The organism is Sphingobium estronivorans, from assembly GCF_008692605.1.
GTDB lineage: Bacteria > Pseudomonadota > Alphaproteobacteria > Sphingomonadales > Sphingomonadaceae > Sphingobium > Sphingobium estronivorans.
The window spans coordinates 1-25,697 of the sequence record NZ_LFCT01000037.1 but is presented as its reverse complement, the minus strand read 5'-3'; the positions used below and the strand labels follow the sequence as shown (position 1 = coordinate 25,697).

Annotated in this window: 27 protein-coding genes; 25 read left to right on the top strand and 2 right to left on the bottom strand. The window is 65.7% G+C overall.

Going from position 1 to position 25,697, the window contains the following annotated elements; genetic code table 11:
• Positions 1-3 precede the first annotated feature (3 nt).
• From F7P65_RS20575 to tatC, 5 genes are read left to right on the top strand one after another with little or no spacing between them, the layout of a single operon-like run.
• Positions 4-798, top strand: coding sequence for a segregation and condensation protein A (locus F7P65_RS20575; RefSeq protein WP_420853330.1), 795 nt, complete (start codon positions 4-6; stop codon positions 796-798).
• Positions 795-1,388, top strand: coding sequence for an SMC-Scp complex subunit ScpB (gene scpB, locus F7P65_RS20570; protein ID WP_150295207.1), 594 nt, complete (start codon positions 795-797; stop codon positions 1,386-1,388). The genes F7P65_RS20575 and scpB overlap by 4 nt, the downstream gene beginning before the upstream one ends.
• Positions 1,389-1,416: 28 nt before the next feature.
• Positions 1,417-1,650, top strand: a complete 234-nt coding sequence (locus tag F7P65_RS20565) for a twin-arginine translocase TatA/TatE family subunit (RefSeq protein WP_150295205.1) — start codon at positions 1,417-1,419, stop codon at positions 1,648-1,650.
• A 29-nt stretch (positions 1,651-1,679) separates the two neighbouring features.
• Complete coding sequence (gene tatB, locus F7P65_RS20560) at positions 1,680-2,117, top strand: Sec-independent protein translocase protein TatB (RefSeq protein ID WP_150295203.1); 438 nt, start codon at positions 1,680-1,682, stop codon at positions 2,115-2,117.
• Positions 2,114-2,899, top strand: a complete 786-nt coding sequence (tatC, locus tag F7P65_RS20555) for a twin-arginine translocase subunit TatC (protein WP_150295201.1) — start codon at positions 2,114-2,116, stop codon at positions 2,897-2,899. Before tatB ends, tatC begins: the two co-directional genes overlap by 4 nt.
• Positions 2,900-2,937: 38 nt before the next feature.
• Here tatC and F7P65_RS20550 read toward each other — a convergent pair whose 3' ends face one another.
• Together F7P65_RS20550 and F7P65_RS20545 are read right to left on the bottom strand one after the other, a co-directional pair.
• Positions 2,938-3,066, bottom strand: a complete 129-nt coding sequence (locus F7P65_RS20550; RefSeq protein WP_150295223.1) for an entericidin A/B family lipoprotein — start codon at positions 3,064-3,066, stop codon at positions 2,938-2,940.
• A 379-nt stretch (positions 3,067-3,445) separates the two neighbouring features.
• Positions 3,446-4,348 carry a cell wall hydrolase gene (locus F7P65_RS20545; protein WP_240334420.1) on the bottom strand — a complete coding sequence of 301 codons (903 nt, stop codon included), beginning with the start codon at positions 4,346-4,348 and terminating at the stop codon, positions 3,446-3,448.
• A gap of 211 nt (positions 4,349-4,559) precedes the next feature.
• Between F7P65_RS20545 and F7P65_RS20540 the strand changes: the two genes are divergently transcribed.
• From F7P65_RS20540 to ftsZ, 20 genes are all read left to right on the top strand, one after another.
• Positions 4,560-5,555 carry a cysteine synthase A gene (locus F7P65_RS20540; RefSeq protein WP_150295197.1) on the top strand — a complete coding sequence of 332 codons (996 nt, stop codon included), beginning with the start codon at positions 4,560-4,562 and terminating at the stop codon, positions 5,553-5,555.
• 41 nt (positions 5,556-5,596) lie between these two features.
• Complete coding sequence (locus F7P65_RS20535) at positions 5,597-5,902, top strand: hypothetical protein (protein ID WP_150295195.1); 306 nt, start codon at positions 5,597-5,599, stop codon at positions 5,900-5,902.
• Between the two features lie 44 nt (positions 5,903-5,946).
• Entirely contained in the window at positions 5,947-7,179 is a 1,233-nt protein-coding gene (locus F7P65_RS20530) for a hypothetical protein (RefSeq protein WP_205452204.1), read from the top strand.
• 185 nt (positions 7,180-7,364) lie between these two features.
• Positions 7,365-7,862 (top strand): division/cell wall cluster transcriptional repressor MraZ, encoded by a 498-nt coding sequence (locus F7P65_RS20525; RefSeq protein WP_150295193.1) that lies wholly within the window; start codon positions 7,365-7,367, stop codon positions 7,860-7,862.
• Positions 7,859-8,806, top strand: a complete 948-nt coding sequence (rsmH, locus tag F7P65_RS20520; protein ID WP_150295191.1) for a 16S rRNA (cytosine(1402)-N(4))-methyltransferase RsmH — start codon at positions 7,859-7,861, stop codon at positions 8,804-8,806. Before F7P65_RS20525 ends, rsmH begins: the two co-directional genes overlap by 4 nt.
• Positions 8,803-9,456 carry a colicin transporter gene (locus tag F7P65_RS20515; protein WP_150295189.1) on the top strand — a complete coding sequence of 218 codons (654 nt, stop codon included), beginning with the start codon at positions 8,803-8,805 and terminating at the stop codon, positions 9,454-9,456. The genes rsmH and F7P65_RS20515 overlap by 4 nt, the downstream gene beginning before the upstream one ends.
• Positions 9,457-11,157, top strand: a complete 1,701-nt coding sequence (locus F7P65_RS20510; protein WP_150295187.1) for a peptidoglycan D,D-transpeptidase FtsI family protein — start codon at positions 9,457-9,459, stop codon at positions 11,155-11,157.
• Between the two features lies 1 nt (position 11,158).
• Positions 11,159-12,616, top strand: coding sequence for a UDP-N-acetylmuramoyl-L-alanyl-D-glutamate--2,6-diaminopimelate ligase (locus F7P65_RS20505; RefSeq protein ID WP_150295185.1), 1,458 nt, complete (start codon positions 11,159-11,161; stop codon positions 12,614-12,616).
• Entirely contained in the window at positions 12,613-13,989 is a 1,377-nt protein-coding gene (locus F7P65_RS20500) for a UDP-N-acetylmuramoyl-tripeptide--D-alanyl-D-alanine ligase (RefSeq protein WP_150295183.1), read from the top strand. Before F7P65_RS20505 ends, F7P65_RS20500 begins: the two co-directional genes overlap by 4 nt.
• Entirely contained in the window at positions 13,989-15,062 is a 1,074-nt protein-coding gene (gene mraY / locus F7P65_RS20495) for a phospho-N-acetylmuramoyl-pentapeptide-transferase (RefSeq protein WP_150295181.1), read from the top strand. Before F7P65_RS20500 ends, mraY begins: the two co-directional genes overlap by 1 nt.
• Before the next feature lie 5 nt (positions 15,063-15,067).
• The gene (gene murD, locus F7P65_RS20490) at positions 15,068-16,372 is read left to right on the top strand and encodes a UDP-N-acetylmuramoyl-L-alanine--D-glutamate ligase (RefSeq protein ID WP_150295179.1); all 1,305 of its coding nucleotides are present in this window, start codon (positions 15,068-15,070) and stop codon (positions 16,370-16,372) included.
• A 15-nt stretch (positions 16,373-16,387) separates the two neighbouring features.
• Positions 16,388-17,590, top strand: a complete 1,203-nt coding sequence (locus tag F7P65_RS20485; RefSeq protein WP_150295177.1) for an FtsW/RodA/SpoVE family cell cycle protein — start codon at positions 16,388-16,390, stop codon at positions 17,588-17,590.
• Positions 17,587-18,753, top strand: a complete 1,167-nt coding sequence (murG, locus tag F7P65_RS20480) for an undecaprenyldiphospho-muramoylpentapeptide beta-N-acetylglucosaminyltransferase (RefSeq protein WP_150295175.1) — start codon at positions 17,587-17,589, stop codon at positions 18,751-18,753. Before F7P65_RS20485 ends, murG begins: the two co-directional genes overlap by 4 nt.
• A complete protein-coding gene (gene murC, locus F7P65_RS20475) occupies positions 18,750-20,183 on the top strand; it encodes a UDP-N-acetylmuramate--L-alanine ligase (RefSeq protein ID WP_150295173.1) in 1,434 nt (477 codons plus the stop codon). Before murG ends, murC begins: the two co-directional genes overlap by 4 nt.
• Positions 20,183-20,380, top strand: coding sequence for a hypothetical protein (locus tag F7P65_RS20470; protein ID WP_150295171.1), 198 nt, complete (start codon positions 20,183-20,185; stop codon positions 20,378-20,380). The genes murC and F7P65_RS20470 overlap by 1 nt, the downstream gene beginning before the upstream one ends.
• On the top strand, positions 20,377-21,318 hold the full coding sequence (murB, locus tag F7P65_RS20465; protein ID WP_150295168.1) for a UDP-N-acetylmuramate dehydrogenase: 942 nt from the start codon (positions 20,377-20,379) through the stop codon (positions 21,316-21,318). Before F7P65_RS20470 ends, murB begins: the two co-directional genes overlap by 4 nt.
• The gene (locus tag F7P65_RS20460) at positions 21,315-22,280 is read left to right on the top strand and encodes a D-alanine--D-alanine ligase (RefSeq protein ID WP_150295166.1); all 966 of its coding nucleotides are present in this window, start codon (positions 21,315-21,317) and stop codon (positions 22,278-22,280) included. The genes murB and F7P65_RS20460 overlap by 4 nt, the downstream gene beginning before the upstream one ends.
• Positions 22,273-23,220, top strand: coding sequence for a cell division protein FtsQ/DivIB (locus F7P65_RS20455; RefSeq protein WP_150295164.1), 948 nt, complete (start codon positions 22,273-22,275; stop codon positions 23,218-23,220). The genes F7P65_RS20460 and F7P65_RS20455 overlap by 8 nt, the downstream gene beginning before the upstream one ends.
• A gap of 5 nt (positions 23,221-23,225) precedes the next feature.
• Positions 23,226-24,512, top strand: coding sequence for a cell division protein FtsA (gene ftsA, locus F7P65_RS20450; RefSeq protein WP_150295162.1), 1,287 nt, complete (start codon positions 23,226-23,228; stop codon positions 24,510-24,512).
• A gap of 110 nt (positions 24,513-24,622) precedes the next feature.
• Positions 24,623-25,697: cell division protein FtsZ (gene ftsZ, locus F7P65_RS20445; RefSeq protein ID WP_150295160.1), on the top strand; the 1,075-nt coding region annotated here is incomplete at its 3' end.

Below are 25,697 nucleotides of genomic sequence, written 5' to 3'. Positions count from 1 at the left end.
CAGGTGGACGATCTGTTCACGCCGCAAGCCGGTCCCCGGCCTGAAACGCTGCCGGAAACCCTGATGCTCAACTTCGAAAGCTGGGAAGGGCCGCTCGACCTGCTGCTGGCGTTGGCGCGGACGCAGAAGGTCGACCTGCGCGAAATCTCGATCCTCGCGCTGGTCGAGCAATATCTCGCCTATGTCGACGGGGCGCGGAAGCTGAAGCTGGAACTGGCGGCCGACTATCTGGTGATGGCGGCCTGGCTCGCCTATCTCAAATCCGCGCTGCTGCTGCCGAAGGAGGCGCAGCCCGAACCCAGTCCCGAGGATCTGGCCCTGCGCCTGCAATTGCGGCTCCAGCGCCTGCACGCCATGCGCGAAGCCGGCGCGCGGCTGATGGCGCGGGACCGGATCGGGCGCGATGTGTTCGTGCGCGAAAAGCCGGAAGGCCTGCGCCTTGTCCGTAAGGCGAAATGGGCGGCGAGCCTGTTCGACCTGATCCAGTCCTATGGGCAGATCCGGGCCCGCACCCAGCCGGTCGTGCATATGGTCGCGGTGCGGCCGGTCATGACGCTGGACGATGCGATCCAGCGGGTCGGCGCTCTGGTCGGCGCAGCGATCGACTGGACCGCGCTGGAAGCCTTTCTGCCGAGCGGGCAGGATGGGCCGATGGCGAAATCGGCGCTCGCCAGCAGCTTCGTCGCCGCGCTGGAACTGGCGCGGCAGGGGCGGCTGGAAATCCAGCAGGATGGGATTTTCGAACCCATTTTCCTGCGCGCCGCGGTGCCGGAACCAACTGCGGGGCGTTTATTGTGATCGAGGAACCGGACGATTTTCTCCGCGCCGTGGAGGCTGTGCTGTTCGTGTCGGAACAGCCCATGTCCCCGGCGGAACTCCGCCTGCATGTGGGGGAGGCGGGCGACCTGCCCCGCGCGCTGGCGGCGCTCGGCGACCGCTATGCCGGGCGGGGCATCAATCTGGTCGAGCGCGGCGGGCGCTGGCATTTCCAGACGGCGGCGGACCTCGCCCATATCCTGCGCCGCGAAAAGGACGAGACGCGCAAGCTGTCCCGCGCGGCGATGGAAACGCTGGCGATCATCGCCTATCATGAGCCGGTGAGCCGCGCCGAGATCGAGGCCATTCGCGGGGTGCAGGTGGCGAAGGGCACGCTGGACGTGCTGATGGAAGCGGGCTGGGTGCGGCCCGCGGGACGGCGGGAAGTGCCGGGACGGCCGCTGATTTACGCGACGACGGTAGAATTCCTGTCACATTTCGGCCTTGGCAGCCGCCGCGACCTGCCGGGGCTGGACGACCTGCGCGCGGCGGGTCTGCTCGATCCGGTGGATTTGGCGCTTGAAGGTCTCGGCGCCCAATCGGTTGTGGAAAATGATGAGGAAGATGCCTAGATAGGCGGAGTTTCAGGAGTGTGTTCAAATGGGTTCCTTTTCGCTGATGCACTGGGTCATCGTTCTCCTGGTGGTCATGCTGCTGTTCGGCGGCGGCCGGATTTCCGGGCTGATGGGTGACGTCGCCAAGGGCATCAAGAGCTTCAAGAAGGGCATGGAGGACGATGACGACGTTCCCGCCAAGCCCGCGACGCGCATCGAGGGCCATCGCGTTCCCGAACAGGATGCCCCGACCGCCACGGAAGAAAAGACCAAGGCCTGATTTTCCTCCGGCCTGGGCGGTAGGCACGCATGTTTGGTATCGATTCGTCTGAACTTTTGGTGATCGTGATCATTGCGGTGATCGTCATCGGCCCGAAAGACCTGCCGCGCGCCCTGTACAAGGTGGGGCAGATCGTGGGCAAGGCGCAGTCCATGGCGCGCCATTTCCGCACCGGCATCGACGCGATGGTTCGCGAGGTCGAACTGGAGGAGCTGGAACGGAAATGGGCCGCGCAGAACAAGCGGATCATGGAAGAGCATCCGTCCGAACCGACCGGCCAGCCGATGGAGCCGCTGCCCGCGCCGCCCCCGGAAATTCCGGTGGACGAGGTGGAAGCGAAGCCGCCCTTCATCGCTGAATCCGCCCCGGCGCCCAGCGCGGCGCCGCCTGCGGAGGTCCGGCCCGCGACGGACGGCCCGCCTTATGTGGCGCAGGAACCCGTGCGAAAGGGCGATGCGGCGGCATGAAGGATATTGACGATAGCAAGGCGCCGCTGCTCGACCATCTGATCGAACTGCGCGGACGGCTGCTGAAATGCGTCTACGCGCTGTTCATCACCGGCGCGATCTGTTTCTATTTTTCGGAGCAGCTGTTTGCGATCCTCGTCCATCCGCTGAAGGAAGCCTTTGGCGACGGCGGCGGGCGACTGGTCTACACCAAGCTCTATGAAGCCTTTTTCGTGCAGGTGAAGATCGCGGTTTTCGGCGCCTTTTGCCTGTCCTTCCCGATCATCGCGAACCAGCTCTGGGCTTTTGTCGCGCCGGGTCTCTATGCGAAGGAGAAGAAGGCGCTGCTGCCCTTCATCATCGCCACGCCCTTCCTTTTCGCCATGGGGGCGAGCCTCGCCTATTTCGTGGTGATGCCGACCGCCTTCCATTTCTTCCTGGAATTTCAGGGGAACAGCAGCGGTTTGCAGGTGGAGGCGCTGCCGAGCGCCGATGCCTATCTGGGGCTGGTGATGCAGTTCATCCTGGCCTTCGGCATCAGCTTCCTGATGCCGGTGCTGCTGATGCTGCTCAATCGGGCGGGGTTCGTCAGCCGGGCGCAATTGATCGGCCTGCGCCGTTACATGATCGTCGCGGCCTTCATCCTAGCGGCGGTGCTGACGCCGCCCGATGTGGTGTCGCAGCTCATGCTCGCGGTGCCGCTGCTGGCGCTTTACGAGATCACGATCATCGCCATCTGGTTCACGGACCGGAAACAGGCGAAGGAACTGGCCGCCACCGAATCCGCCGACGCGGCCAACTGAAAACAAAGGGTTCGCCCAGCGGCGAACCCTTTCCGCGCTTAATTGGCGGCGTTTTCGACGGCCTCGCCTGCGCTCTGCACATCCTTGCCGGCGCCTTCCACCGTGTTGCACGCTGCCACCAACAGCGATCCAGTCAGCAGGAGCGCCGCGAGAATTTTTCTGGTCATCATCATCTCCTCTTCAGACCCTTTGCTCATGGGCATCGCCCCTGAGGGCAACGCGATGCCGGGACGGGGAAACAACCCGCCGACGGGAAAAGCGTTCCGAAAGCGAAAATATCGGGGATGTTGGCGGTGGCCCCAAAAAATCTGAGCCCGGAACGCGTCGGGGGGGGGGAGATGCGTTCCGGGCTCATGTTTTTTTGGATAGCAAGAGCGGGGGGCAAAAGATTTGCTATCCGCACTACAGAACTATCGGAGAGAGGATTAGGTTCCCGAGGGGCAAAAAATTCCTCTGATTTTTATATCGTTGTTTTTCAGTGTCTTGAATGGTTTATGAGCGGCTAACCGTAAATATCTCGTCCGTTTTCGGGAAAAACCGCGACGGTCAGATCAGCGGGCGGCCGCTGGTGCGATATTCGGGCCGGATATCCGATTGGGGAAGGCCCGCTTCGGGGGCGGGGGGACGGCTCGCGGGGGCGGGCGCCGGGAGCGGGGCGGTCGGCGCCGGGATGGGGTCGAGCGGAAGGGGCTTTATCGACCAGATCGGACGGCTGGGGCCGGACTGCGTTTCCCGACCCGGGTAGGAAATGCGGAAGGCGGCTGGGGTGCCTTCGATCCCCGGCGGACGATAGAAAATATGCGCGCCGATGACCGCGACCGGCCGCATCGTCGCGGCCCAGTCGGGGCGAACCGCCAGGCTGTGATAATAGGTGGCCAGGCCGACCGGGCGATAGACCAGCCCGGCGAGCGCCTGGCTCGCGATCCGGCGGGCGCGGACCCAGCCCTCGATGCTTGCGAGGCGCGTCATGGAGCCGTCGCAACTGAAGGTGAACTGGCAGCGGCTGTCGGTCCGCTCCGATCCCTGATAGATGACGCCGCAGATGCTTTTGGGCCAGGCCGGGTGGCGCACGCGGTTCAGCACCACCTGCGCCACCGCGCGCTGGCCGTCCTCCGGTTCGCTGCCGGCCTCATAATAGATGGCGGAGGTCAGGCAATGGAGCGCCCTGTAGCTGTCGAGCGCGGTCAGGCCCCGAAAGGCCGTGGCGGGGGCGGCCTGCACCCTGTCGAGGCCGAGGACATGCTCGCTTCGCAGCGCGCCGGGAACGGGATCGAACGCATCCCGGGCGAAGAAAAAGGCTGATCCGGGCCAGTTTTCGCCGGATTTTTCCGCGGGATCGTCGGCGGTTTCCGATGCCGCCAGAAGGTCGAGCGGCGCGGCGGTGATGCAGCGCGGCGCGACGACCGCGACGAGCGCCGCCGCGACGACCGCGCCCTGTCTTGCCCCCATGCTGCTGCCCGTCACGCCTGTTTCCTTCGAAAATCCGTGCCCCGCACCGCCCATAAGGGAAAAGCCTTGCCAATTCCTCTGCGGATTCCGGCCTGTCCCGTCCTGGGACGAAGGGTAAAAAAGGGAAAGGCGGCGGAAAAAAACCCGGACTTTCGCCCCATCATCATTCCCTTGCTTGGCAAGCCTGCCTTTGGTCCGCTATGCGGAGGACATGCTGGTTCAGAAAGATAGCCTTGCACTGATTGGCAACACGCCGATGGTGCGCCTCACCGGCCCTTCCGAAGAGACGGGTTGCGACATTTACGCCAAATGCGAATTCGCCAATCCGGGCGCTTCGGTGAAGGATCGCGCCGCGCTGTTCATCGTCAACGACGCCGAGGAAAAGGGGCTGCTCCAGCCCGGCGGCACGATTGTCGAAGGCACGGCGGGCAATACCGGCATCGGGCTGGCGCTGGTCGCCAATGCCAAGGGCTATAAATCGATCATCGTGATGCCCGAAACCCAGAGCCGGGAAAAGATGGACACGTTGCGCGCCTTGGGCGCGGAACTGGTGACGGTGCCGGCGGCGCCCTATTCCAACCCAGGTCATTTCGTGCACACGTCGCGCCGTCTGGCCGAGGAAACGGAAGGGGCGATCTGGGCCAATCAGTTCGACAACATCGCTAATCGCAAGGCGCATATCGTCGGTACGGCCGAAGAAATCTGGACGCAGATGGACGGGCAGATCGACGGTTTTACCTGCGCGGCGGGGACCGGCGGCACGATTGCGGGCGTCGGGCTGGGCCTCAAGGCGCATGACGAGAATATCACCATTGCGCTCAGCGATCCGCATGGCGCGGCGCTGTACAATTATTATGCCCATGGCGAATTGAAGGCGGAGGGGTCTTCGGTCGCCGAGGGCATCGGGCAGGGCCGGATCACCGCCAATCTGGAAGGCGCGCCGATCGACACCCAGTTCCGCATTTCCGATGAGGACGGGCTGCTCTGGGTGCGCCGTCTGCTGGCCGAGGAAGGGCTGTGTCTCGGCCTGTCGTCGGGCATCAATGTCGCGGGCGCGGTGGCTCTGGCGAAGCAGCTGGGGCCGGGCAAGCGGATCGTCACTATTTTGTGCGACACCGGATTCCGTTATCTTTCAACGCTCTACAATCGCGAATGGCTGGAATCGAAAGGCTTGACGGTCTTCCCCTGGCTCGCGCACAATCGTTGACCGCCGACACGGGTCGCGGCGGCGAAGAAAAAGAGCGCTTCATGGCTGAAACACCCCGCCAACAGGAAGGGTTGCAGCGTGTCCAGATTGGCCTCACCGGGCTGGCGGGCGTGGTGTTGCTCGTGGGTCTGGCGAATATCGTGATCGACAAGGCGCGGATCGACGATCCGACCGTGCCGCCGCCCACCGTGCCGACGCTGGACGTGAACGCCGTGGCGCCCAAGGAGCCGCTGGCGGAACTGGGCGTGCAGCCCGCGCCGGAACAGGCGCCGATCGTGCCGGACTTGCAGCCGGACCCCAATCTCAAGAAACCCATGGATCGTGAGATTCCGCCGGCTTCGCGCTGAACTGGCCTGATCGGGCTGTGGGGGCGGCGCTTCGGACATGGGTGATGCTCTGGCTGCCGGCTGTGCTGGTGCTGCTCTGCGGGCTGCCGGTTCTGCTGGCGACCGGGCAGGTCGATCCGCGCGGGTGGATGCTGGCGGCCCTGCTGCTGGCGCCGGTCGCTGCCTGGCTCGGACGGCATGACGGGCAATATGCGGCTTTTTGGGCAAGCATGGGTGCGGCTGGGACGGTGCTGTCTTGCGCCTTTCTGGCGACGTGGCGGGTGCCTGCGCTGGGGCCGGTGCTGTGGTTTCTGGCGGCGGTGCTGCTGGCGACGTTCGCGGGGCTTTGGACCCAGGCTGTTCGCGCGCCGGGAAAGGCAGGCGTCCGCTATGGCGGCGCGTCGGCGCTCGTCTTGCTGACCTTGGCTGCATGGTGGCTGGCGAAGGAACCGCGGATCGCGCCGACCCCCGGACCACGGCCGCAACTGGCGGTCATGAGCGGCCTTCCACTATTCTGGCGCGCAGGCGAGAAGGGGCTTGCGGCCAGGGTCGATGCGCCGATCATCACTGTTTTGCGCCAGCGTTTCGATGTCCAGCCGGTCGATAGTCCATTGCGGCTGGGCAAGGCGAAGCTGCTGCTGCTCGCCCAGCCGCGCGCCTTTTCGATGGAGGAGCTGGTCGCGCTTCATGGCTGGATCAGCCGGGGCGGGACCGCTCTGATCCTTGCCGACCCGCAATTGCGCTGGCCGCTCGATCTGCCGCTGGGGGACCGGCGCAGGCCCCCTTCGGTGACGTTGTTGTCCGCCATGATCGAGCTGCTGGGGGTGACACTGCTTCCCCGTCCTGACGCGGGGGAAGTGCGTCATTTTCTGGGCGATGGGCGGATGCTGACCCTCTTTGCCGCTTCGGGTTTCGAAAAAGCCTCTGCCGATTGCCGGATCGTCGGGCGCGGGCGGGTGGCGCGATGCGCGGTGGGGAAGGGCAGCGCGACCATGGTCGCCGATGCCGACCTGATCGACGACCGGCTGTGGCTGGCCGATCCTGCCGCGCCGCTCGACCCGGCGCAATGGACCGCCGACACGCCGCAATTTGTGGCGGAGACGCTGGGGCAGGCGTTGCCGGATGGGCGGCGCTGGGTGCGGACCGGGGCTGTGCTGGCCGGGGCGGTGCGCTGGGCGGTTCTGGTCGGGTTTTTCTGGGCCGCTTTGGGAACGGCGCTGTTTGGGCCGTGGAATGGGCCTCGTTTCGGCCTCGTGCGACCACGTCTGGCCCGGCAAAAACCCGAAAGAAAAGACTAAATACCAGAACAAAACAGGATTTCCCGGTTTCTCCCAAAATATCCCTTTTCTTGAACCCCGTGGCTTGGTATTTAAAGGCCATAGGGGTTTGTCAGGCTTTGTTGGTCCTGTGATCCGGTTCGCCTTTGCGCGAATCCGGTCGGCGACGGCCTGCGCCCTGGAAACAGAGGGGCAGCAGTCCAAAAGTGTCGGAACTCATTCTCTATACGGGCAACGCATTCAGCGTCGCGGACGGCAAGGGCCGTTTCGTGCTGCCCCTGGAGATGCGCCGGCAGGTCAAGCTGTCCAGCAGCAATGAAACCCGGCTTTTCCTCTCGGTCCATGGCGGCAACCCCTGCGCCACGGCTTTTGGGGAGTCGCATCGCCGCTTTCTGTTCACCGAGGTCGAGGACCTGGCCCGCGAAGCGCGTGCCCAAGGGCGCGACTATGATGCCGATCTGGAACTGGAACGCCGCCTCGGCACCATCGAGGAGGTCAATTTCGACGAAGGCGGCCGCTTCGCCATGCACCCCGACATCAAGGATGAATATGGCATCACCGACGCCGTGTTCTTCTATGGCGTGGGTCGCTACATCCAGATCTGGAAGCCCGAAACGCTGGTCGACAGCAAGGACCGGCCGGAACTGATCCGCAACAAGGTGCGCCGCTGGCTGGACCAGCGGGCGGCGGGAGGCGCGAAGTGAGCGCTTCCCCTGATCGCCATATCCCGGTGCTCATCGACGAAGTTCTCGACGCCCTCGCCATCAACCCCGGCGAGGCGCATGTCGACGGCACGTTCGGGGCGGGCGGCTATTCGAGCGCGATGGCGGCGAAGGGGGCGAAAGTGTTCGCCTTCGACCGCGATCCCGATGCGATTCGGGAAGGGCAGGGGCTGGCGGACGAAAAGGGCATCACCCTGATCGCCGGCGAGTTTTCGCGCATGGAAGCCTTGCTGGCGGAGCGTGGCGTGACGTCGGTTGCGGGCGTGACGCTGGATATCGGGGTATCCTCGATGCAGCTCGACCGGGCGGAGCGGGGCTTTTCCTTCCAGGCGGACGGGCCGCTCGACATGACGATGAGCCAGAGCGGGATGAATGCCGCCGATTTCCTGAACAATGCCCCTGAGCAGGAAATTGCCGACGTCCTCTATCTCTATGGCGAGGAGCCGCGTTCGCGCCGGGTGGCGAAGGCGATTGTCGAGGCGCGTCCGCTGGAGCGCACCGGGCAGTTGGCGAGCGTCGTGCGCCGGGCCCTGGGTCACAAGCCGCATGACAAGAAGGACCCGGCGACCCGGACCTTCCAGGCGATCCGCATCCATGTGAACCGCGAACTGGAGGAACTGGAGCGCGGGCTGGAAGCGGCCGAGGCGATTCTGGAAGAGGGTGGCCGTTTGGCGGTGGTGACCTTCCACTCGCTGGAGGACCGCATCGTCAAGCAGTTCCTGCGCAAGCGGAGCGGCGGGGAGGGAAGCGGATCGCGCCACCTGCCCGAGAAGAAGGCGGGCGATGCGCCCACGTTCCACAAGCCCGCCAAGGCGGTGCGGCCCGGAGAGGCGGAACTGGCCCGCAACCCCCGAGCCCGATCCGCCACCTTGCGCAGCGCCATTCGTACTTCCGCCCCTGTTTCTTCCCGGAGTCCTCGCTCATGATCGCGGTCAAGAGATTGCAGAGCCTGATCTGGATCCTGCTCGTCGCGCTGGGTGCGCTGGGGGCCTATATGGTGTCGCTCAAAGTGGCGACCGAGCGCAACGAACTGATGAAGGTGCGGGTGCAGATCGCGCGGGCGAAGGCCGATATCCGGTATCTGGAGACGGAGTTCAGCGCACGGGCGAACATGCGCCAGCTGGAGCGCTGGAACCAGGACGATTTCATGTATGCGACGCCGACCGCCCAGCAATATCTGGCGGGCGAGCGGGCGCTGGCGCATCTGGACGGGGTGCAGCCCAACGGGCCGGACTATGTCGCGCCGCCGGTGATGGTGGCGATGGTGCAGACGCCCGCCGATCTGCCCTCCGCGCCGCAGGCTGCCCCTGCCAGCCCGGCCGCGACGCAGATTCGCAGCGACATCGCCGTGATCCGCGAAGCCCATGCGGCCGACAATGTCGAGAAGATCGCCAAGGCGGCGCCGGTCAAGACCGCCAGGGAAAAGGCGAAGGACGACGCCGACACGTCGAAGCCCAATCCCGTCGCCCGCCGCGCCGAGCGGATGGCGATGCTGGACGCGAAGCTGCTGGATGACAGCACCATCGGCGACATCAGCGCGCAGGCCAAGCGCGAACGCCGCAAGGGGGATCGTTAAATGGCGACGATCATCGTCCAGCCGGGCGGGGCAAGGGCGGGCAAGCAACGCGTCGACCTGACGGCGATCGCGCATAACCGGCTGATGCTGCTGCTGATCCTCTTCATGGTCATCACGGCGGTGGTGATCCTGCGCCTGACCTGGGTAGGGATTTTCGCGGGCAGCGGACGGAGCGGCGACGTGATGTCCGGCGTGCCTGCCCGTGCCGACATTGTGGATCGCAACGGCGTGCCGCTGGCGCGCACCATGGATGCCTATTCCATCGCCGTACGCCCGTCGAAGCTGATCAGCGATCCGTCCGACCTCGCGCGCAAGCTGCATGAAATCTTCCCCGACGAACCGGAAGCGGGCTTCTACAAGAAGCTGACCGGCAAGGGCTGGGCCTATCTGCGCCGCCGCGCGCTGCCTGAAGAGGTGGCGGCGGTGAACGCGCTGGGCGAGATCGGCATCGAGTTTCCGCGCGAGAAGGAACGGCTCTATCCGCAGCGCACGCTGGCGGCCCATATATTGGGCTTCGCGCCCAATGCGGACGGCAAGGGCGGCATGGGCGTCGAGGCGGCGTTCAACGACCGGCTGACCGATCCGGCATTGCGCGGCCAGCCCTTCGCCATGTCCATCGACAGCCGGGTGCAGGGCGCGCTGGAGAGCGAGCTGTATGCGCAGCTGGTGCAGACCCGCGCCAAGGGCGCCGGCGGCGTCATTCTGGACGCGAACACCGGCGAAGTGATCGCCATGGCCTCGATTCCGGTGTTCGATCCCAACAAGCTGGAAAATTACGCGGGCAAGACGTGCAGCGAATCGCCGCTCTGCAACCATATGGTGCAGGCGCGCTACGAACTGGGGTCGGCGTTCAAGCCGCTTTCCATCGGTGCGGCCATGGACCGGGGGATCGTTACCTCCATGTCCAAGACCTATGACGCGACCACGCCGCTTGCCATTGCCGGGTTCCGGATCAAGGACGATCATCCGCTCGGCCGCTGGATCAACGTGCCCGAAATCCTCGTGCACAGTTCCAACATCGGCACGGCGCGGATCGCGGACCAGATGGGCGCGGAGCCTTTGCAGCATCTTTTCCGCGAGTTGCACTTCAACGATCGCGCGCCGATTGAACTGAATGAACGTGCGGGGACGCTGTGGCCGGTCAATTGGGGGCGCATCACCACGCTCACCGTTTCCTATGGCCATGGCATCGCTGTAACGCCTTTGCATCTCGCTTCGGCTTATGCGGCGCTGGTCAATGGCGGCCTGTGGCGGCCCGCTACGCTGCGCAAATTGAAGGCGGATGAGGTTCCCGAAGGGCGCCGGGTCTTTTCCGCCGCCACCAGCGCGCGGATGCGGCAACTGTTGCGCATGATCGTCGCGGCGGGTACAGGACGCAGCGCCGACGCCAAGGGATACCGGGTGGGCGGCAAGACGGGTTCGGCCGAAAAACCGCAAGAGGGCCGGTATAACAAGACTTCGCTGGTGACGACTTTCGCTTCTGCTTTCCCGATGGACAATCCGCGCTATGTGGTCCTCGTCACCATGGACGAGGCGACGGGCCAATATGGCTTGCGCACGGCGGCGTGGACCGCCGCGCCGGTGGTGAAGCGGGTGGTGGAGCGCACCGGGCCGATGCTGGGCGTCCTGCCCGACGAGCGGCGCGACGTCGATATTTCCGACCTCATGCCGTTGCTGCACGGCGACAAGGAGAAAGAATAAGATGCGCCTCGGGTCGCTAATCGAGGGGCTGGATGCAAAGCTCGACACCAAAGCGCCGTTAGATGCGCCAAATCTAGAACAATCGGTGTCGGGCTTTGCAATCGATAACAGGAAGGTCGCGCCGGGCACGGTGTTCGGGGCCTTCCAGGGGGCACGGGCGAATGGCGAGGATTTTATCCCCGCCGCCGTGCACGCCGGGGCCGTGGCGGTGGTCGCCTCACGGCAAGCGAAGGTCGAGGGCGCGATCCACATCGCCCATGACAATCCGCGCCGCCTGTTCGCGCAGATGGCCGCGCGCTATTTCGCGCCTTTCCCGGATGTGACCGTGGCCGTCACCGGGACCAACGGCAAGACCTCCACCGTGGAACTGGCGCGGCAATTGTGGCGGATGCTGGGGCATCATTCGGCATCCATCGGGACTTTGGGCGTCACCACCTCGGTCGATCAGGTGTCGACCGGCCTCACCACGCCGGACATCGTGACGTTCCTGTCCAACATGGCGGGGCTGAAGCGCGAGGGCGTCACCCATGCCGCGTTCGAGGCGTCGAGCCATGGTCTGGCGCAATATCGCACGGAAGGGCTGCCGGTGTCGGTGGCGGCCTTCACCAACCTGTCGCGCGACCATCTCGATTATCATGGCGATATGGAGAGCTATTTCGAGGCCAAGATGCGGCTGTTCGACGAAGTGGTCGCGCCGCAGGGCGCGGCGGTCGTCTGGGCGGACGATGAATGGTCGGACAAGGTCATCCAGCGAGCTACGAAGCGGGGGCTTCGTGTGCTGAGCGTCGGGGTGCAGGGGCAGGCATTGCGCTTGGCCAACCGCACCCCGACCCAGTTGGGCCAGACGCTGGAAATCGAGGTTGAGGGCCAGTCCTACAAGGTCAACCTGCCGCTGATCGGCGCCTATCAGGCCGCCAATGCGCTGACCGCTGCGGGCCTGGTCATCGCGGGCGGCGAGGATGCGGGCAAGGTGCTGGAACTGCTCGGCCGGGTGCAGCCGGTGCGCGGGCGGCTGGAGCGGGCGGTCATCACGCGGGCGGGCGCGCCGGTCTATGTCGACTATGCGCATACGCCCGATGGTCTGCGCGCCGCCATCGAAGCGCTGCGGCCGCATACGCGGGGCAAGCTGATTGCGCTGTTCGGCGCGGGCGGCGATCGTGACGCGGGCAAGCGGCCGCAAATGGGCAAGGTTGCCGCCGAACTCGCCGATCATGTGATCGTGACCGACGATAATCCCCGTTCGGAGGAGCCTTCCTCCATCCGCGCCGCTGTCATGGCGGGCGCGCCGGGGGCAGAGGAAATCGGCGGGCGCCGGGCCGCGATTGCCGCCGCCATTGCGCAGGCCGGTGCGGATGATATCGTGCTGCTCGCTGGCAAGGGGCATGAGCAGGGGCAGATTATCGGGGACCGTGTGTTGCCCTTTGACGATGTGACCGTGGCGCGGGAATGCGCCGGATGAGCGCGCTCTGGACCTCCGAGGAGATCGCGCAGGCCACGGGGGGCGTCGCTTCGACGCCCTTTGCCGTTTCTGGCGTGGCGTTCGACAGCCGGGAGGTGACGGGCGGCGACCTGTTCGTCGCGATGAAGGGGGAGGCGACCGACGGCCATCGCTTCGTCGACAAGGCTTTCGGGCAGGGGGCGACGGGCGCCATCGTCAGCGAAGCCATTGCCCAGCCGCATGTGCTGGTGCCCGACAGCGCGGCGGCGCTGGAGGCTTTGGGCCGCGCCTCGCGCGCCCGGATGCGGGGCAAGGTGGTCGGCGTCACCGGCTCGGTCGGCAAGACCGGCACCAAGGAAGCGCTGTTCCATGCGCTGGACCGCATCGCCCCCGGCGCGGTGCATCGGTCGGTCAAGAGCTATAACAACCATGTCGGCGTGCCGCTCAGCCTGTCGCGCATGCCGCGCGAGTCGGCTTTCGGCGTGTTCGAAATGGGCATGAACCATGCGGGCGAACTGGCCGCGCTGACGCAGCAGGTGCGGCCGCATGTCGCCATCGTCACCGCCATCGCGCCCGCCCATATCGAATTTTTCGGCACCGAAGAGAAGATCGCCGAGGCCAAGGCAGAGATTTTCGAGGGGCTGGAGCCCGGCGGCACGGCCGTCATCCCCTATGACAGCCCGCATGTCGCGACCCTTTATGCCAAGGCGGAGCGGCATGCCGCGCGCATCCTGACCTTCGGCTTCGACCCGGAGGCCGATGTCCGCGCCCGCGACATGGTGCCGGCGGCGGGCGGCGGCACGTTGGTCACCGCGACGCTGCCGGGCGTGGAGCTGTGTTTCACCGTCGGCGCGCCGGGCGAACATTGGGTGTCCAATGCTCTGGCGGTGCTGGCCGCGGTAGAGGCGCTGGGCGGCGATCTGGCGGCGGCGGGGCTGGCGCTGGCGGAAATGCCGGGCCTGCCGGGCCGGGGCGAGCGGCGCATGGTGCGGGTCGTTGGCGGCGAGGCGCTGCTGATCGACGAAAGCTACAACGCCAATCCGCTGAGCATGGCTGCCACGCTGAAGCAATTGGGCCGGGAGCAGGCCGACCGCCGCATCGCCGTGCTGGGCGGGATGCGCGAACTGGGCGACCGCAGCCGGGACCTCCATGCCAGGCTGGTCGAGCCGCTGACAGGGAGCAAAGTCGACTATGCCATATTGGTCGGGGATGAAATGCAGCCGCTGGCCGAAGCGCTCGGCGGCGTGATGGCCTTCGACCATGTGCCGGACGCGGCGAAGGCGACCGATCTCATTCAAAGTGAAATGCGCGCGGGCGACGCGATATTGGTGAAAGGTTCGAACGGCATCGGCCTGTCGCGCCTCGTCGCCGCGCTACAGGAAAAGACGAACTGATGCTCTACTGGCTTGCCCAGACCATGGATTTCGCGGGTGTGTTCAACCTCATCCGCTATTTGAGCTTCCGCGCCGGGGCCGCGATCGCGACCGCGCTCATCATCGGGCTGGTCATCGGGCCGCGCTTCATCGGCTGGCTGCGGGTACGGCAGGGCAAGGGGCAGCCGATCCGCGACGACGGCCCGCAGACGCACCTTGCCAAGCGGGGCACGCCGACCATGGGCGGGTTGATGATCCTGACCTCCATGGTGACATCGGTGCTGTTGTGGATGGACCTGTCGTCCATCTATGTCTGGGCCTGCCTGTTCGTGACGCTGGGCTTCGGCGCCATCGGCTTCCTCGACGATTATGACAAGGTGACCAAGGCCAGCCACAAGGGGCTTTCGGGCAAGATGCGGCTGGCGTTCGAGTTCCTGATCGCGGGCTTCGCGGCGTGGCTGATCGTCAGTCAGCATGGCAATACCGCGCTCTATGTGCCCTTCTACAATGGTCCGGCGATCGAGTTGGGGCCGTTCTACTTCCTGTTCGCGGCCTTCGTGATCGTGGCGTTCGGCAATGCGGTGAACCTGACCGATGGTCTGGACGGCCTTGCCACCATGCCGGTCATCATCGCCTGCCTGGCCTTCATGGCGATCGTCTATCTGGTCGGGCGCGCGGACTTCGCCGCTTATCTGGGCATTCCCCATGTGCCCGGCGCGGGCAACCTGACCATATTGTGCGGCGCGATCATTGGGGCGGGGCTGGCCTTCCTGTGGTTCAACGCGCCGCCCGCCGCCGTGTTCATGGGCGACACCGGCAGCCTCGCGCTGGGCGGCACCATCGGCGTGATCGCGGTGACCGCGCACCATGAAATCGTGCTGGGCGTGATCGGCGGGCTGTTCGTCGTGGAGGCGATGTCGGTCATCATCCAGGTCTTCTTCTACAAGCGGACCGGCAAGCGCGTGTTCAAGATGGCACCGATCCACCATCATTTCGAGCAATTGGGCTGGGCCGAGCCGACCGTCGTGATCCGTTTCTGGATCATCTCCTTCGTGCTGGCGCTTGCCGGCCTTGCCACGCTGAAGTTGCGGTGAGCGCCATGGGGATTGTTTCGGACGTCTTTGCGGGCAAGAAATATGCGGTGCTGGGGCTCGCGCGGTCGGGCCTCGCCACGGTCGAATGTCTGGCCGCCAGCGGGGCGCAGGTCGTCGCCTGGGACAGCCGGGATGAGGCCCGCGCTGCGGTCGCGGGCAAGGCGGAACTGGCCGATCCGGCGGAGATCGACCTCAAGGGCTTTGACGGCGTGGCCGTGTCGCCCGGCGTGCCGCTCAACAAGCATCCCATCGCCATGCATGCCAAGCTCGCGGGCGTGCCGGTCATCGGCGACATAGAGCTTTTCGCGCTCGCTCGGCCCTCCTTGCCCAAGCATCGGGTGGTCGGCATCACCGGCACCAACGGCAAGTCGACCACCACGGCGCTGGTCCATCACATCATCGAGACGGCGGGCATTCCGACCCGCATGGGCGGCAATATCGGCCTGCCGATCCTGGGGCAGGACCCACTGCCGGAGGGGGGCGTCTATGTGCTGGAACTGTCGAGCTATCAGATCGACCTGACGCAGAGCCTGGATTGCGATGTGGCGGTGCTGCTCAACATCACGCCCGATCATCTGGACCGTTATAATGGCTTTGAGGGCTATGTCGCGTCCAAGGCCCGGCTGTTCGAAATGCAGTCGCCCGATCATGTCGCCGTGATCGCGACCGAGGACGAACCGAGCCGCTCCATCGCTGCCCAGACCGGCGCGCGCCGGGTGGCAGTGACGGCCGCCGACATCGATCCCATGGCGCAGGCCGGTTGGCCCGCGCTGCAAGGCCCGCACAATGCCCAGAACGCCGCTGTCGCCATCGCCGTGGCGCGCGCGCTGGGCATCGATGAAGCGGTCGTCGAACGGGGCCTGCAAAGCTATGCCAGCCTGCCGCACCGGATGCAGCGGGTGCGCGAGTTGAACGGCGTCCTCTACGTCAACGACAGCAAGGCGACCAACGCGGCTTCGACCGCGCCGGCTCTGGCCGCCTATCCGCCGGTGGATGGGCGCAAGCGCCTGCACTGGATCGTTGGCGGGCTTGCCAAGACGGACAATCTGGACGAGTGCGCGCCCTGGTTCGGCCATGTGGCGCACGCCTATACCATCGGTGAAGCGGGGCCTATGTTCGCTGAACTGTTGCGCCCCGCTATGGCTGTGGACGATAGCGAGATGCTATCGGCCGCCGTTCGCCGCGCGGCGCGGGTGGCCCAGCCGGGGGATGTGGTGCTGCTGTCGCCCGCCTGCGCGAGTTTCGACCAGTTTCGCGATTTCGAGGCGAGGGGCGATGCCTTCGCCGCCGCCGTCGCCGCGCTGGAATAGAGGGGCAAAAGGGGCATGTTCAGGGCTGGTGAACTGGTCAAGGAGTTCAGGAACCGCACCGTCCCGCGGGAACGCACGGCGCTGGCCATCTGGTTCTGGGAAATCGACCGCGTCCTGCTGTCGCTGATCGTCGCGCTGATGGCGATCGGGCTGGTGGCGGTGGCGGCGGCCTCGCCCGTGGCGGCGATCGATCGGTCGACCAGCGCCGTTGCCGTGACGCCGCTCCTCTATTTCTACCGCCAGCTGATGTGGGTGTTCATCGGCCTGCCGATCATGCTGGTCATTTCCATGCTGCCCCGGACGCAGGCGCGGCGGCTGGCCTTCTGCCTGTGCATTGTCTTCGCGCTGGCGTTGCTGCTGGTGCCGGTGCTGGGGTCCGTGGTGAACGGGGCGAAGCGCTGGATCGACCTGCCGGGCTTCCGTTTCCAGCCGTCGGAGTTTCTGAAGCCGGTCTATGTGGTGACCATGGCCTGGCTGTTGTCGCTGCGCGGCAAGGACATGACGCTGCCGGTGATCCCGCTGACCGGAGTGACGACCGCGCTGATCGCGGCGATCCTGATGAAGCAGCCGGACTTCGGGCAGACGGTGATCTTCCTCGCCTGCTGGGGCGGGCTGCTGCTGCTGTCGGGCGTGTCGATGCGGGCCATTGGCGCCTTGGCCGGAGCGGCGCTGGGCGGGCTGGTGCTGATGTACATGTTCTATGAGAATGGCCGTCAGCGCATCAACGACTTTCTGGGGATCGGCGTTGCCCAGGACATGGGGCCGGACCAGACCGAACTGGCCTTCCGCACCATTTCCCATGGCGGCTTCCTGGGCGTGGGTCCCGGCGGCGGGCAGGCCAAGTTCCGCCTGCCCGAAGCGCATACCGACTATATCTTCTCCGTCATCGGGGAGGAGTTCGGGCTGCTGGCCTGCATCGGCATCGCCTGCGTCTATCTGGCGATCGTGGTCCGCGTGTTCCTGCGGATGCTGGACGAGGACGATAATTTCACCATCCTCGCGGCGGCGGGCCTCACCACCCAGTTCGGGTTGCAGGCGATCATCAACATGGGCGTCAATGCGCAGATATTTCCGTCCAAGGGCATGACGCTGCCCTTTATCAGCTATGGCGGCTCCTCTATGCTGGCGCTTTGTATCGGCGTCGGCCTGCTGCTCGCGTTCACGCGGCGCAATCCCTTCATGGGTCGGCACACGGTCGTCAAATGGAGTGGTCGATGAGCATTTCCCGTCACTTCGTCCTCGCCGCAGGCGGGACGGGCGGTCATATGATTCCCGCGCATGCCGTCGCGGAAGAGCTGATGGCGCGTGGCCATCATGTCGCGCTGGTGACGGATGAGCGCGGCGCGAAGATTCCCGGAATCTTCGACAAGGCGCAGGTTCATGTCATGCCCGCCGGGCGGATGACCAGGAATCCCGGCAGCTGGGCGGGCGCGTTGAAGGCGATCATGGCGGGGCGCGCCATGTCCCGGCGGCTGAACGAGACGTTCCGCCCCACCGCCGTGGTGGGCTTTGGCGGCTATCCCGCCATGCCCGCGCTGCTGGGCGCGCTGGCCGATGGCATTCCGACCGCGATCCATGAGCAAAATGCCGTGCTGGGCCGGGTGAACCGCTATCTGGCGGGGCGGGTCGATGCGATTGCCACGGCCTATCCCAATGTGGAACGGCTCAGGGACAAATATGCCGACAAGGTGCATCTGATCGGCAATCCGGTGCGTGAGGAAGTGAAGCAGCTTCGGGAAGAGGAATTTCCGGCGCTGACGGACGAGAGCGTGTTCCGCGTGCTGGTGATCGGCGGGAGCCAGGGCGCGACGATCCTCTCCTCCGTGGTGCCCGATGGCCTGGGCATGTTGCCCTTGAGCCTGCGCCGCCGTTTGCAGGTGACGCAGCAATGCCGCGCCGAGGATATTGAGCGGGTCCGCAAGCTCTATGCCGACCTCGAAATCCCGGCGGATCTCGCGACCTATTTCAACGATGTGCCGGAAAAGCTCGGCTGGTCGCATCTGGTGATTGCGCGGGCAGGGGCTTCGACGCTGGCGGAACTGACCTGCGCGGGCCGCCCGGCGATCCTGATCCCGCTGCCCAGCGCCATGGACGACCATCAGACCGCCAATGCCCGCGAAATGACCGAGGCAGGGGGTGCGCGGACCATCCCGCAGGCCCGCTTCACGGCGGTCGAACTCGCCAAGCAGATGCAGAAAATGGCGCTGGAACCCGGCGCCCTCCAGAACGCCGCCAGGCGCGCCCGCGCCTGCGGCCGTCCCAATGCCGCGCGCGACATGGCCGACCTGCTCGAAAGCATCGGCCCTGCGCCCATCGTCAACGACCCGCTGCGTGTCGGCCCGACGCCCACCAGCCTCAATCTCCAGGGAGTTCCCGCATGAAGGGTGTCGGCACCGACATCGGCACGATCCATTTCATCGGCATTGGCGGCATCGGCATGTCCGGCATCGCCGAAGTGATGCATAATCTGGGTTACAAGGTTCAGGGGTCGGACGTAGCCGAGGGCTATGTCGTGGAAGGATTGCGCAAGAAGGGCATCGACGTGATGATCGGCCACAAGGCCGAAAATCTGGGCGATGCCGCCGTGGTCGTGACCTCCACCGCGATCAAGAAGGGCAATCCCGAAGTCGATCTGGCGCTGGAAAAACGCGTTCCCGTCATCCGCCGCGCGGAAATGCTGGCGGAACTGATGCGCCTGAAATCGACCGTCGCGGTCGCGGGCACGCACGGCAAGACCACGACCACCTCGATGGTCGCGGCGCTGCTGGACGCGGGCGGGGTCGACCCGACCGTCATCAACGGCGGCATCATCAACAGTTACGGGTCCAACGCCCGGCTCGGCAAGAGCGACTGGATGGTGGTCGAAGCCGATGAGAGCGACGGCAGCTTCCTGCGCCTCGACGGCACGCTGGCGGTCGTGACCAATATCGATCCCGAACATCTCGACCATTATGGCAGCTTCGACAAGGTGAAGGACGCCTTTGTCGAATTTGTCGAGAATGTGCCCTTTTACGGCGCGGCGATGCTGTGCCTCGATCACCCGGAGGTGCAGGCGATCCTGCCCCGCGTGCAGGACCGGCGCATTGTCACTTACGGTTTCTCGGCGCAGGCCGATATTCGCGGCGAGAATGTCCAGCCTATTCCCGGCGGCAACCGCTTCGACGTGCAGATCCGCGAGCGCGACGGGTCGCTCCGCCGCATCGAAGGGATCGAAATGCCGATGCCGGGCCGCCATAATGTGCTGAACGCCATGGCCGCCATCGGCGTGGCGCTGCAAATGGGCATTGATGACGCAACGATCCAGACCGGCTTTGCCAAGTTCGGGGGCGTGAAACGCCGCTTCACCAAGGTCGGGGAAATCCCGGCGGGAGATGGCGTTGCGACGGTCATCGACGATTACGGCCACCACCCGGTCGAGATCAAGGCGGTGCTCGCCGCCGCGCGCGAAGGCGCGAAGGGCCGCGTCATCGCCGTGGTTCAGCCGCACCGCTTCACCCGCTTGCGCGATCTGATGGACGAGTTCCAGCAGGCGTTCAACGACGCCGATCTCGTCTATGCCGCCCCGGTCTATCCGGCGGGCGAGCAGCCGATCGAGGGCGTGGACAGCGCCGAACTGGTCGCCGGTTTGAAGCGCCGGGGCCATCGCCATGCCGCGACCATCGAGGGCGCCGACGATCTCGCCCGCGCGATTGCCGCCGATCTTCAGGCCGACGACATGATTATCTGCCTTGGCGCGGGTGACATCACCAAATGGGCCGCTGGCCTGGCCTCTGCCGTGGCGGCGCCAAAGAGCCGGGGGGAAGCGGCCTGATGTTCGAACTGTTCAATGTCGGTCTCGAAATGCAGAAACGCATGATCGACATGCAGATGCAGGGCATCGAGGTCGCGCAGCAGATGGTGGACGCGGCCCAGCGCAATGTGGACGCCGGGCTGGCCGCCAATCCGGCCGGCGAAGCGGGCATGAAGGCGATGAAGGGCTGGATGCGGCTCTGGGGGATGCGCGATTGACGGTTGCGACGGCGCCCCTTCCTTCGGTTCGCGGTTCGCTGAAAGCTGATGCGCCGCTGGGTCCCCTCGTCTGGTTCAAGGCGGGGGGCCTTGCGCAATGGCTGTTCGAGCCGAAGGACCGCCAAGACCTGTCCGATTTTCTGCGCGATCTTGATCCGGCTATTCCGGTCATGGCGCTCGGCCTCGGTTCCAACCTGATCGTCCGCGACGGTGGCGTTCCGGGGGTGGTCGTGCGCCTTGGCAAGCCCTTCGCCAAGGTCGAGCAGGTCGATGCGACCAGCCTGCGCTGCGGGGGAGGGGCCTCGGGTATTCTCGTCTCCTCGACGGCGCGCGATGCCGGGATTGCGGGGCTGGAGTTCCTGCGTTCGATCCCCGGCACGGTCGGCGGCTTCGTGCGCATGAACGGGGGCGCTTATGGCCGCGAGACCTGCGACATATTGGTGGAGTGCGAAGTCGTGCTGCGTTCCGGCGAATGCGTGACGCTGCCGCTCGATGCGCTGGGCTATACCTACCGCCACAGCACCCTGCCCGAAGGCGCGGTGGTGGTGAGCGCCGTGTTCCGGGGCGTGCCCGGCGAATCCGCCGCGATCCAGGCGGAGATGGACCGCATCGCCGCCGCTCGTGAGGAAAGCCAGCCGCTTCGCAGCAAGACCGGCGGGTCGACCTTCAAGAACCCGGATGGCCATAAAGCCTGGCAGCTTGTGGACGAAGCCGGTTGCCGTGGCCTGCAATGGGGCGGGGCGCAGGTGTCGGAGAAGCATACCAATTTCCTCCTCAACCTGGGCGACGCGACCAGCGCGGATATCGAGGCTTTGGGCGAGGAAGTCCGCCGCCGCGTCAAGGACAGGAGCGGCGTCGAACTGGAATGGGAAATTCAGCGTGTCGGCCGGTTTGCCGGCGACGCCAATCAGGAAAATCTAGTGAGGTCGTCGAAATGAGCCGTGGTCCCTGGCATGTTGCCGTCCTGATGGGTGGCTGGTCGGCTGAGCGGCCTGTTTCGCTGTCGTCGGGCGAGGGCGTCGCCAAGGCGCTGGAATCGCGCGGGCACAGGGTCACGCGGATCGACATGGACCGCGACGTCGCTGCACGGCTGGCCGAGACCGGGGCCGATGTGGTGTTCAACGCCCTTCATGGCGTCCCCGGCGAAGATGGCACGGTGCAGGGCATGATGGACCTGATGGGCCTCACCTATACCCATAGCGGCCTTGCCACCTCGGTCATCGCCATCGACAAGCAACTGACCAAGCAGGCGCTCGTTCCCCATGGCATCCCCATGCCCGGTGGTCATATCGTCGAGAGCGCCAGCCTGTATGAGAGCGACCCCCTGCCGCGCCCCTATGTGGTGAAGCCGGTCAATGAGGGCAGTTCGGTCGGCGTCGCCATCGTGACGGAGGGCGGCAATGCCGGCTCGCCCATCGGCCGCGATGTCGAGGGGCCTTGGCAGCATTTCGACCAGCTTCTGGCCGAACCCTATATTCGCGGCCGGGAACTGACGACCGCCGTGCTGGGCGACGAGGCGCTGCTGGTGACGGAACTGCGCCCGAAAAGCGGCTTCTATGATTTCGACGCCAAATATACCGACGGCATGACCGAGCATGTTTGCCCGGCGGAAATTCCCAATGAGATTAGCGAAGCCTGCAAGGCGATTGCCTTGCGCGCCCATCAGTTGCTGGGCTGCAAGGGCGCGTCGCGCTCCGATTTCCGCTGGGACGACACGCAGGGGATCGAGGGGCTGTTCCTGCTGGAGGTCAACACCCAGCCGGGCATGACGCCCTTGAGCCTCGTTCCCGAACAGGCGGCAAAGCTGGGCATTGACTATGCGGAGCTGGTGGAGCGTATTGTCGAGCAGGCGCTGGAGGAGGCGCAAAAGGGCGCACAGATGGGGGCAAAGCATGGCTGAAGCACGCATCCGGCGTGGCGGGACGGCGCGGCTGACGCGCGCGACCGGCGCGCGCGGCCGCAGCGGGGGAAGGGGCCGCACGGTCAAGCGCCGCAGCTGGGTCGACGGCCTGCTCGACCTGCTCCCCTTCAGCGAAGAGACGCTGCAACGCATCGCCAGTTGGGCGATCGTCGGGATTGTGCTGGCGGGCGTCGTCGGCATTGCGATGCTGCTGGGCCTGCCCGCCATGGCCGGGCAGAAGGCGTCCGAACTCGCCGCGAACGCCGGTTTCGAGGTCGAGAAGGTGGAGGTGCGCGGCGTCGAACGGATGGACGAGCTGCCGATCTACAATATCGCGCTGGGGCAGGTGAACCGTTCCATGCTCTCGCTCGACCTGCCCAAGGTGCGCGATGAGATGCTGAAGCTTGGCTGGGTCAAGGATGCGCGCATTTCCCGGCGCCTGCCCGATACGCTGGTGGTCGATGTCGTGGAACGCGATCCCGTCGCGGTGTGGCAGCATGACGGCCAGCTTCACCTGATCGACGTGGCGGGCGTGGTGCTGCAATCGGTGTCGCCCGGCGCGATGCCCGACCTGCCGCTGGTGGTGGGGCCGAACGCCAATCTCCAGACCGCAGGGCTGAACAAGCTGATGGAGAATGCGCCTGCGCTGAAGCCGATGCTGGCCGGCGCCACCTGGGTCGGGAACCGGCGCTGGGACCTGCGCTTTCAGTCGGGGGAGACGCTGTCGCTGCCCGAGGGGGACAAGCCCTCCGCGACGGCGCTCGTCAATTTCGCGCGCATGGATGGCGTGAACCGGCTGCTGGGCCGGGGCATCGTCAAGTTCGACATGCGTGATCCGGATCGTTTCGTGCTGCGTTTGCCGCAGGGCCAGGGAACCGGAACGTCCAGTGAAAAGCCCGCCGCGAGCGCTGATGCGCCCGCAAAGGGCGAGGAAGGCTAAGCGCCATGGCACAACCCAAGGTCGATAAGCTCGTCACCGCGATCGACATCGGATCGTGGAAGGTGTCCGCGCTGATTGCGGGGCGCACCGAAAATGGCGAGCTGGCGATTTTGGGCACGGGCCAGCGGGAGAGCCGGGGCGTGCGGCGCGGCTTCATCGCGGACATGGAGCGCACCGAACTCGCCGTGCGCGAGACGGTCGAGCAGGCCGAGCGCGTCGCGGGCACCAATATCGAGGATGTCTGGGTCAGCTTCTCGGGCGGCAGCCTGGTCAGCGATGTCGTCACGGTCGAGCGCGACATGGGCGGCTATCGCGTCGAGCAAGCGGATATCGACGATCTCCTCACCACCGGTCAGCAGGGGATCGACCCCGATGGCCGGGTGGTGCTCCATGCCCAGCCGACCTGCTTCACCATCAATGGCCGCGTGCCGGTGAAGAAGCCGCTGGGGATGCACGCCGACCTGCTGGGCGTCGACATCCATGTGGTGCTGGCCGATGGCGCGCCGCTCGCCAATCTCGACCTGTGCGTGCGCGGAGCCTATCTCAACGTCAACTCCATCGTCGCCTCGCCCATCGCCACCGGCCTTGCCTGCCTGTCCGAGGAGGAACGGGATCTGGGCGTGGCGCTGGTCGAACTGGGCGCGGGCGTGACCAATGTCTCGCTCTATGCGGGCGGGATGCTGGTCGGGCTGCACAGCATCCCCATCGGCGCGTCCGACATCACCGACGACATCGCGTCGGCTTTCGGCATCCGCCGCAGCCAGGCGGAGCGGATCAAATGCTTCTACGGCTCCGCGATGCAGAACCGCCGCGATTTCCGCGACATGATCGAGATCGCCGCGCCCCATGGCGATGTCGCCATTCCGGGGCAGAGCGCCGGTCCCAATGCCGATGGCGGCAAGATCACCCGCGCCGCGCTGGTGGCGGTGATCTGCGAGCGGCTGAACCAGATCATGGTCGAGGTGAACGGGGCGCTGGCGGGCATGGGCTTCAACACGCCGACCGGGCGGCAGGTCGTGCTGACCGGCGGCGGCGCGGAGATGAAGGGCATTGCCGATTATGCGCAGGGTGCGTTAGGGCGCGCCGTGCGGATCGGGCGGCCGCGCGGACTGGCGGCCTTGCCGGAGGCGCATAGCGGCCCGGCCTTCGCGACGCTGGCCGGTCTTGCGCTTTACGGCGCTTCAAACCCGGTTGATCTTAGAACGATAGCGCCTGCTCCTCAGACGGTTCATCGTATCGGAGCGCCCGCCTGGTGGCAAAGAATGGTCAAGGCGATGAAGACGAACTATTGAAATAAAGTGAAATCCGGCGAAATTACCTAGTGAAACTCGCCATTATCTGTTGCATTAACCTTCGTTGACAGTTTCGCTCACGTCATCGAAGCTGGAGGGAGCTAAAATTTATGAGCATTGAAATCAGCCCACCGCATGTGGACGAATTGAAGCCACGCATCGCGGTGATCGGCGTCGGCGGCGCGGGCGGCAACGCCATCGCGAACATGATCGCCGCTTCGGTCGAGGGCGTGGATTTCATCGTCGCCAACACCGACGCGCAGGCGCTCAACTCCTCCCCGGCGGAACGCCGCATCCAGCTTGGCCCGCAGATCACCGAAGGCCTGGGCGCCGGCTCGCGCCCGGAAATCGGCAAGGCAGCCGCTGAGGAAACCATCGCCTCGGTCGAAGAGGCTCTGAACGGCGCGCATATGTGCTTCATCACCGCCGGCATGGGCGGCGGCACCGGCACCGGCGCAGCGCCCGTCATCGCCAAGGCCGCGCGCGATCGCGGCATCCTGACCGTCGGCGTCGTGACCAAGCCCTTCACCTTCGAGGGCAATCGCCGCATGAAGTCGGCGGAGTCCGGCATCGAGGAACTGCAGAAGCATGTCGATACCCTCATCGTCATTCCGAACCAGAACCTGTTCCTGATCGCCAACCCGAACACCACCTTCAAGGAAGCCTTCCAGATGGCGGACGAGGTGTTGCAGCAGGGCGTGCGCAGCATCACCGACCTGATGATCATGCCGGGCCTCATCAACCTCGACTTTGCCGACGTCCGTTCGGTGATGGGCGAAATGGGCAAGGCGATGATGGGCACCGGCGAAGCCGAAGGCGACGGCCGTGCGTTGCAGGCCGCTGAAAAGGCGATTGCCAACCCGCTGCTCGACGGCGTGTCGATGCGCGGCGCGAAGGGCGTCATCGTCTCGATCGTCGGCGGCGACGACATGCGCCTGATGGAAGTGGACGAAGCCGCCAACCATATCCGCGAACTGGTCGATCCGGACGCGAACATCATCTGGGGTTCGGCCTTCAACGACGGTCTGAACGGCAAGATTCGCGTGTCCGTGGTCGCCACCGGCATCGACAGCGAGGTCGGCGCATCGGCTGCGCCCCTGACCCAGCCGTTCAGCTTCGCCAGCCGCCCGGCGGTGGCCGTGCCGACCGCCGCAGCGCCCAAGCCCGCGCCGCAGCCGGCGCCCG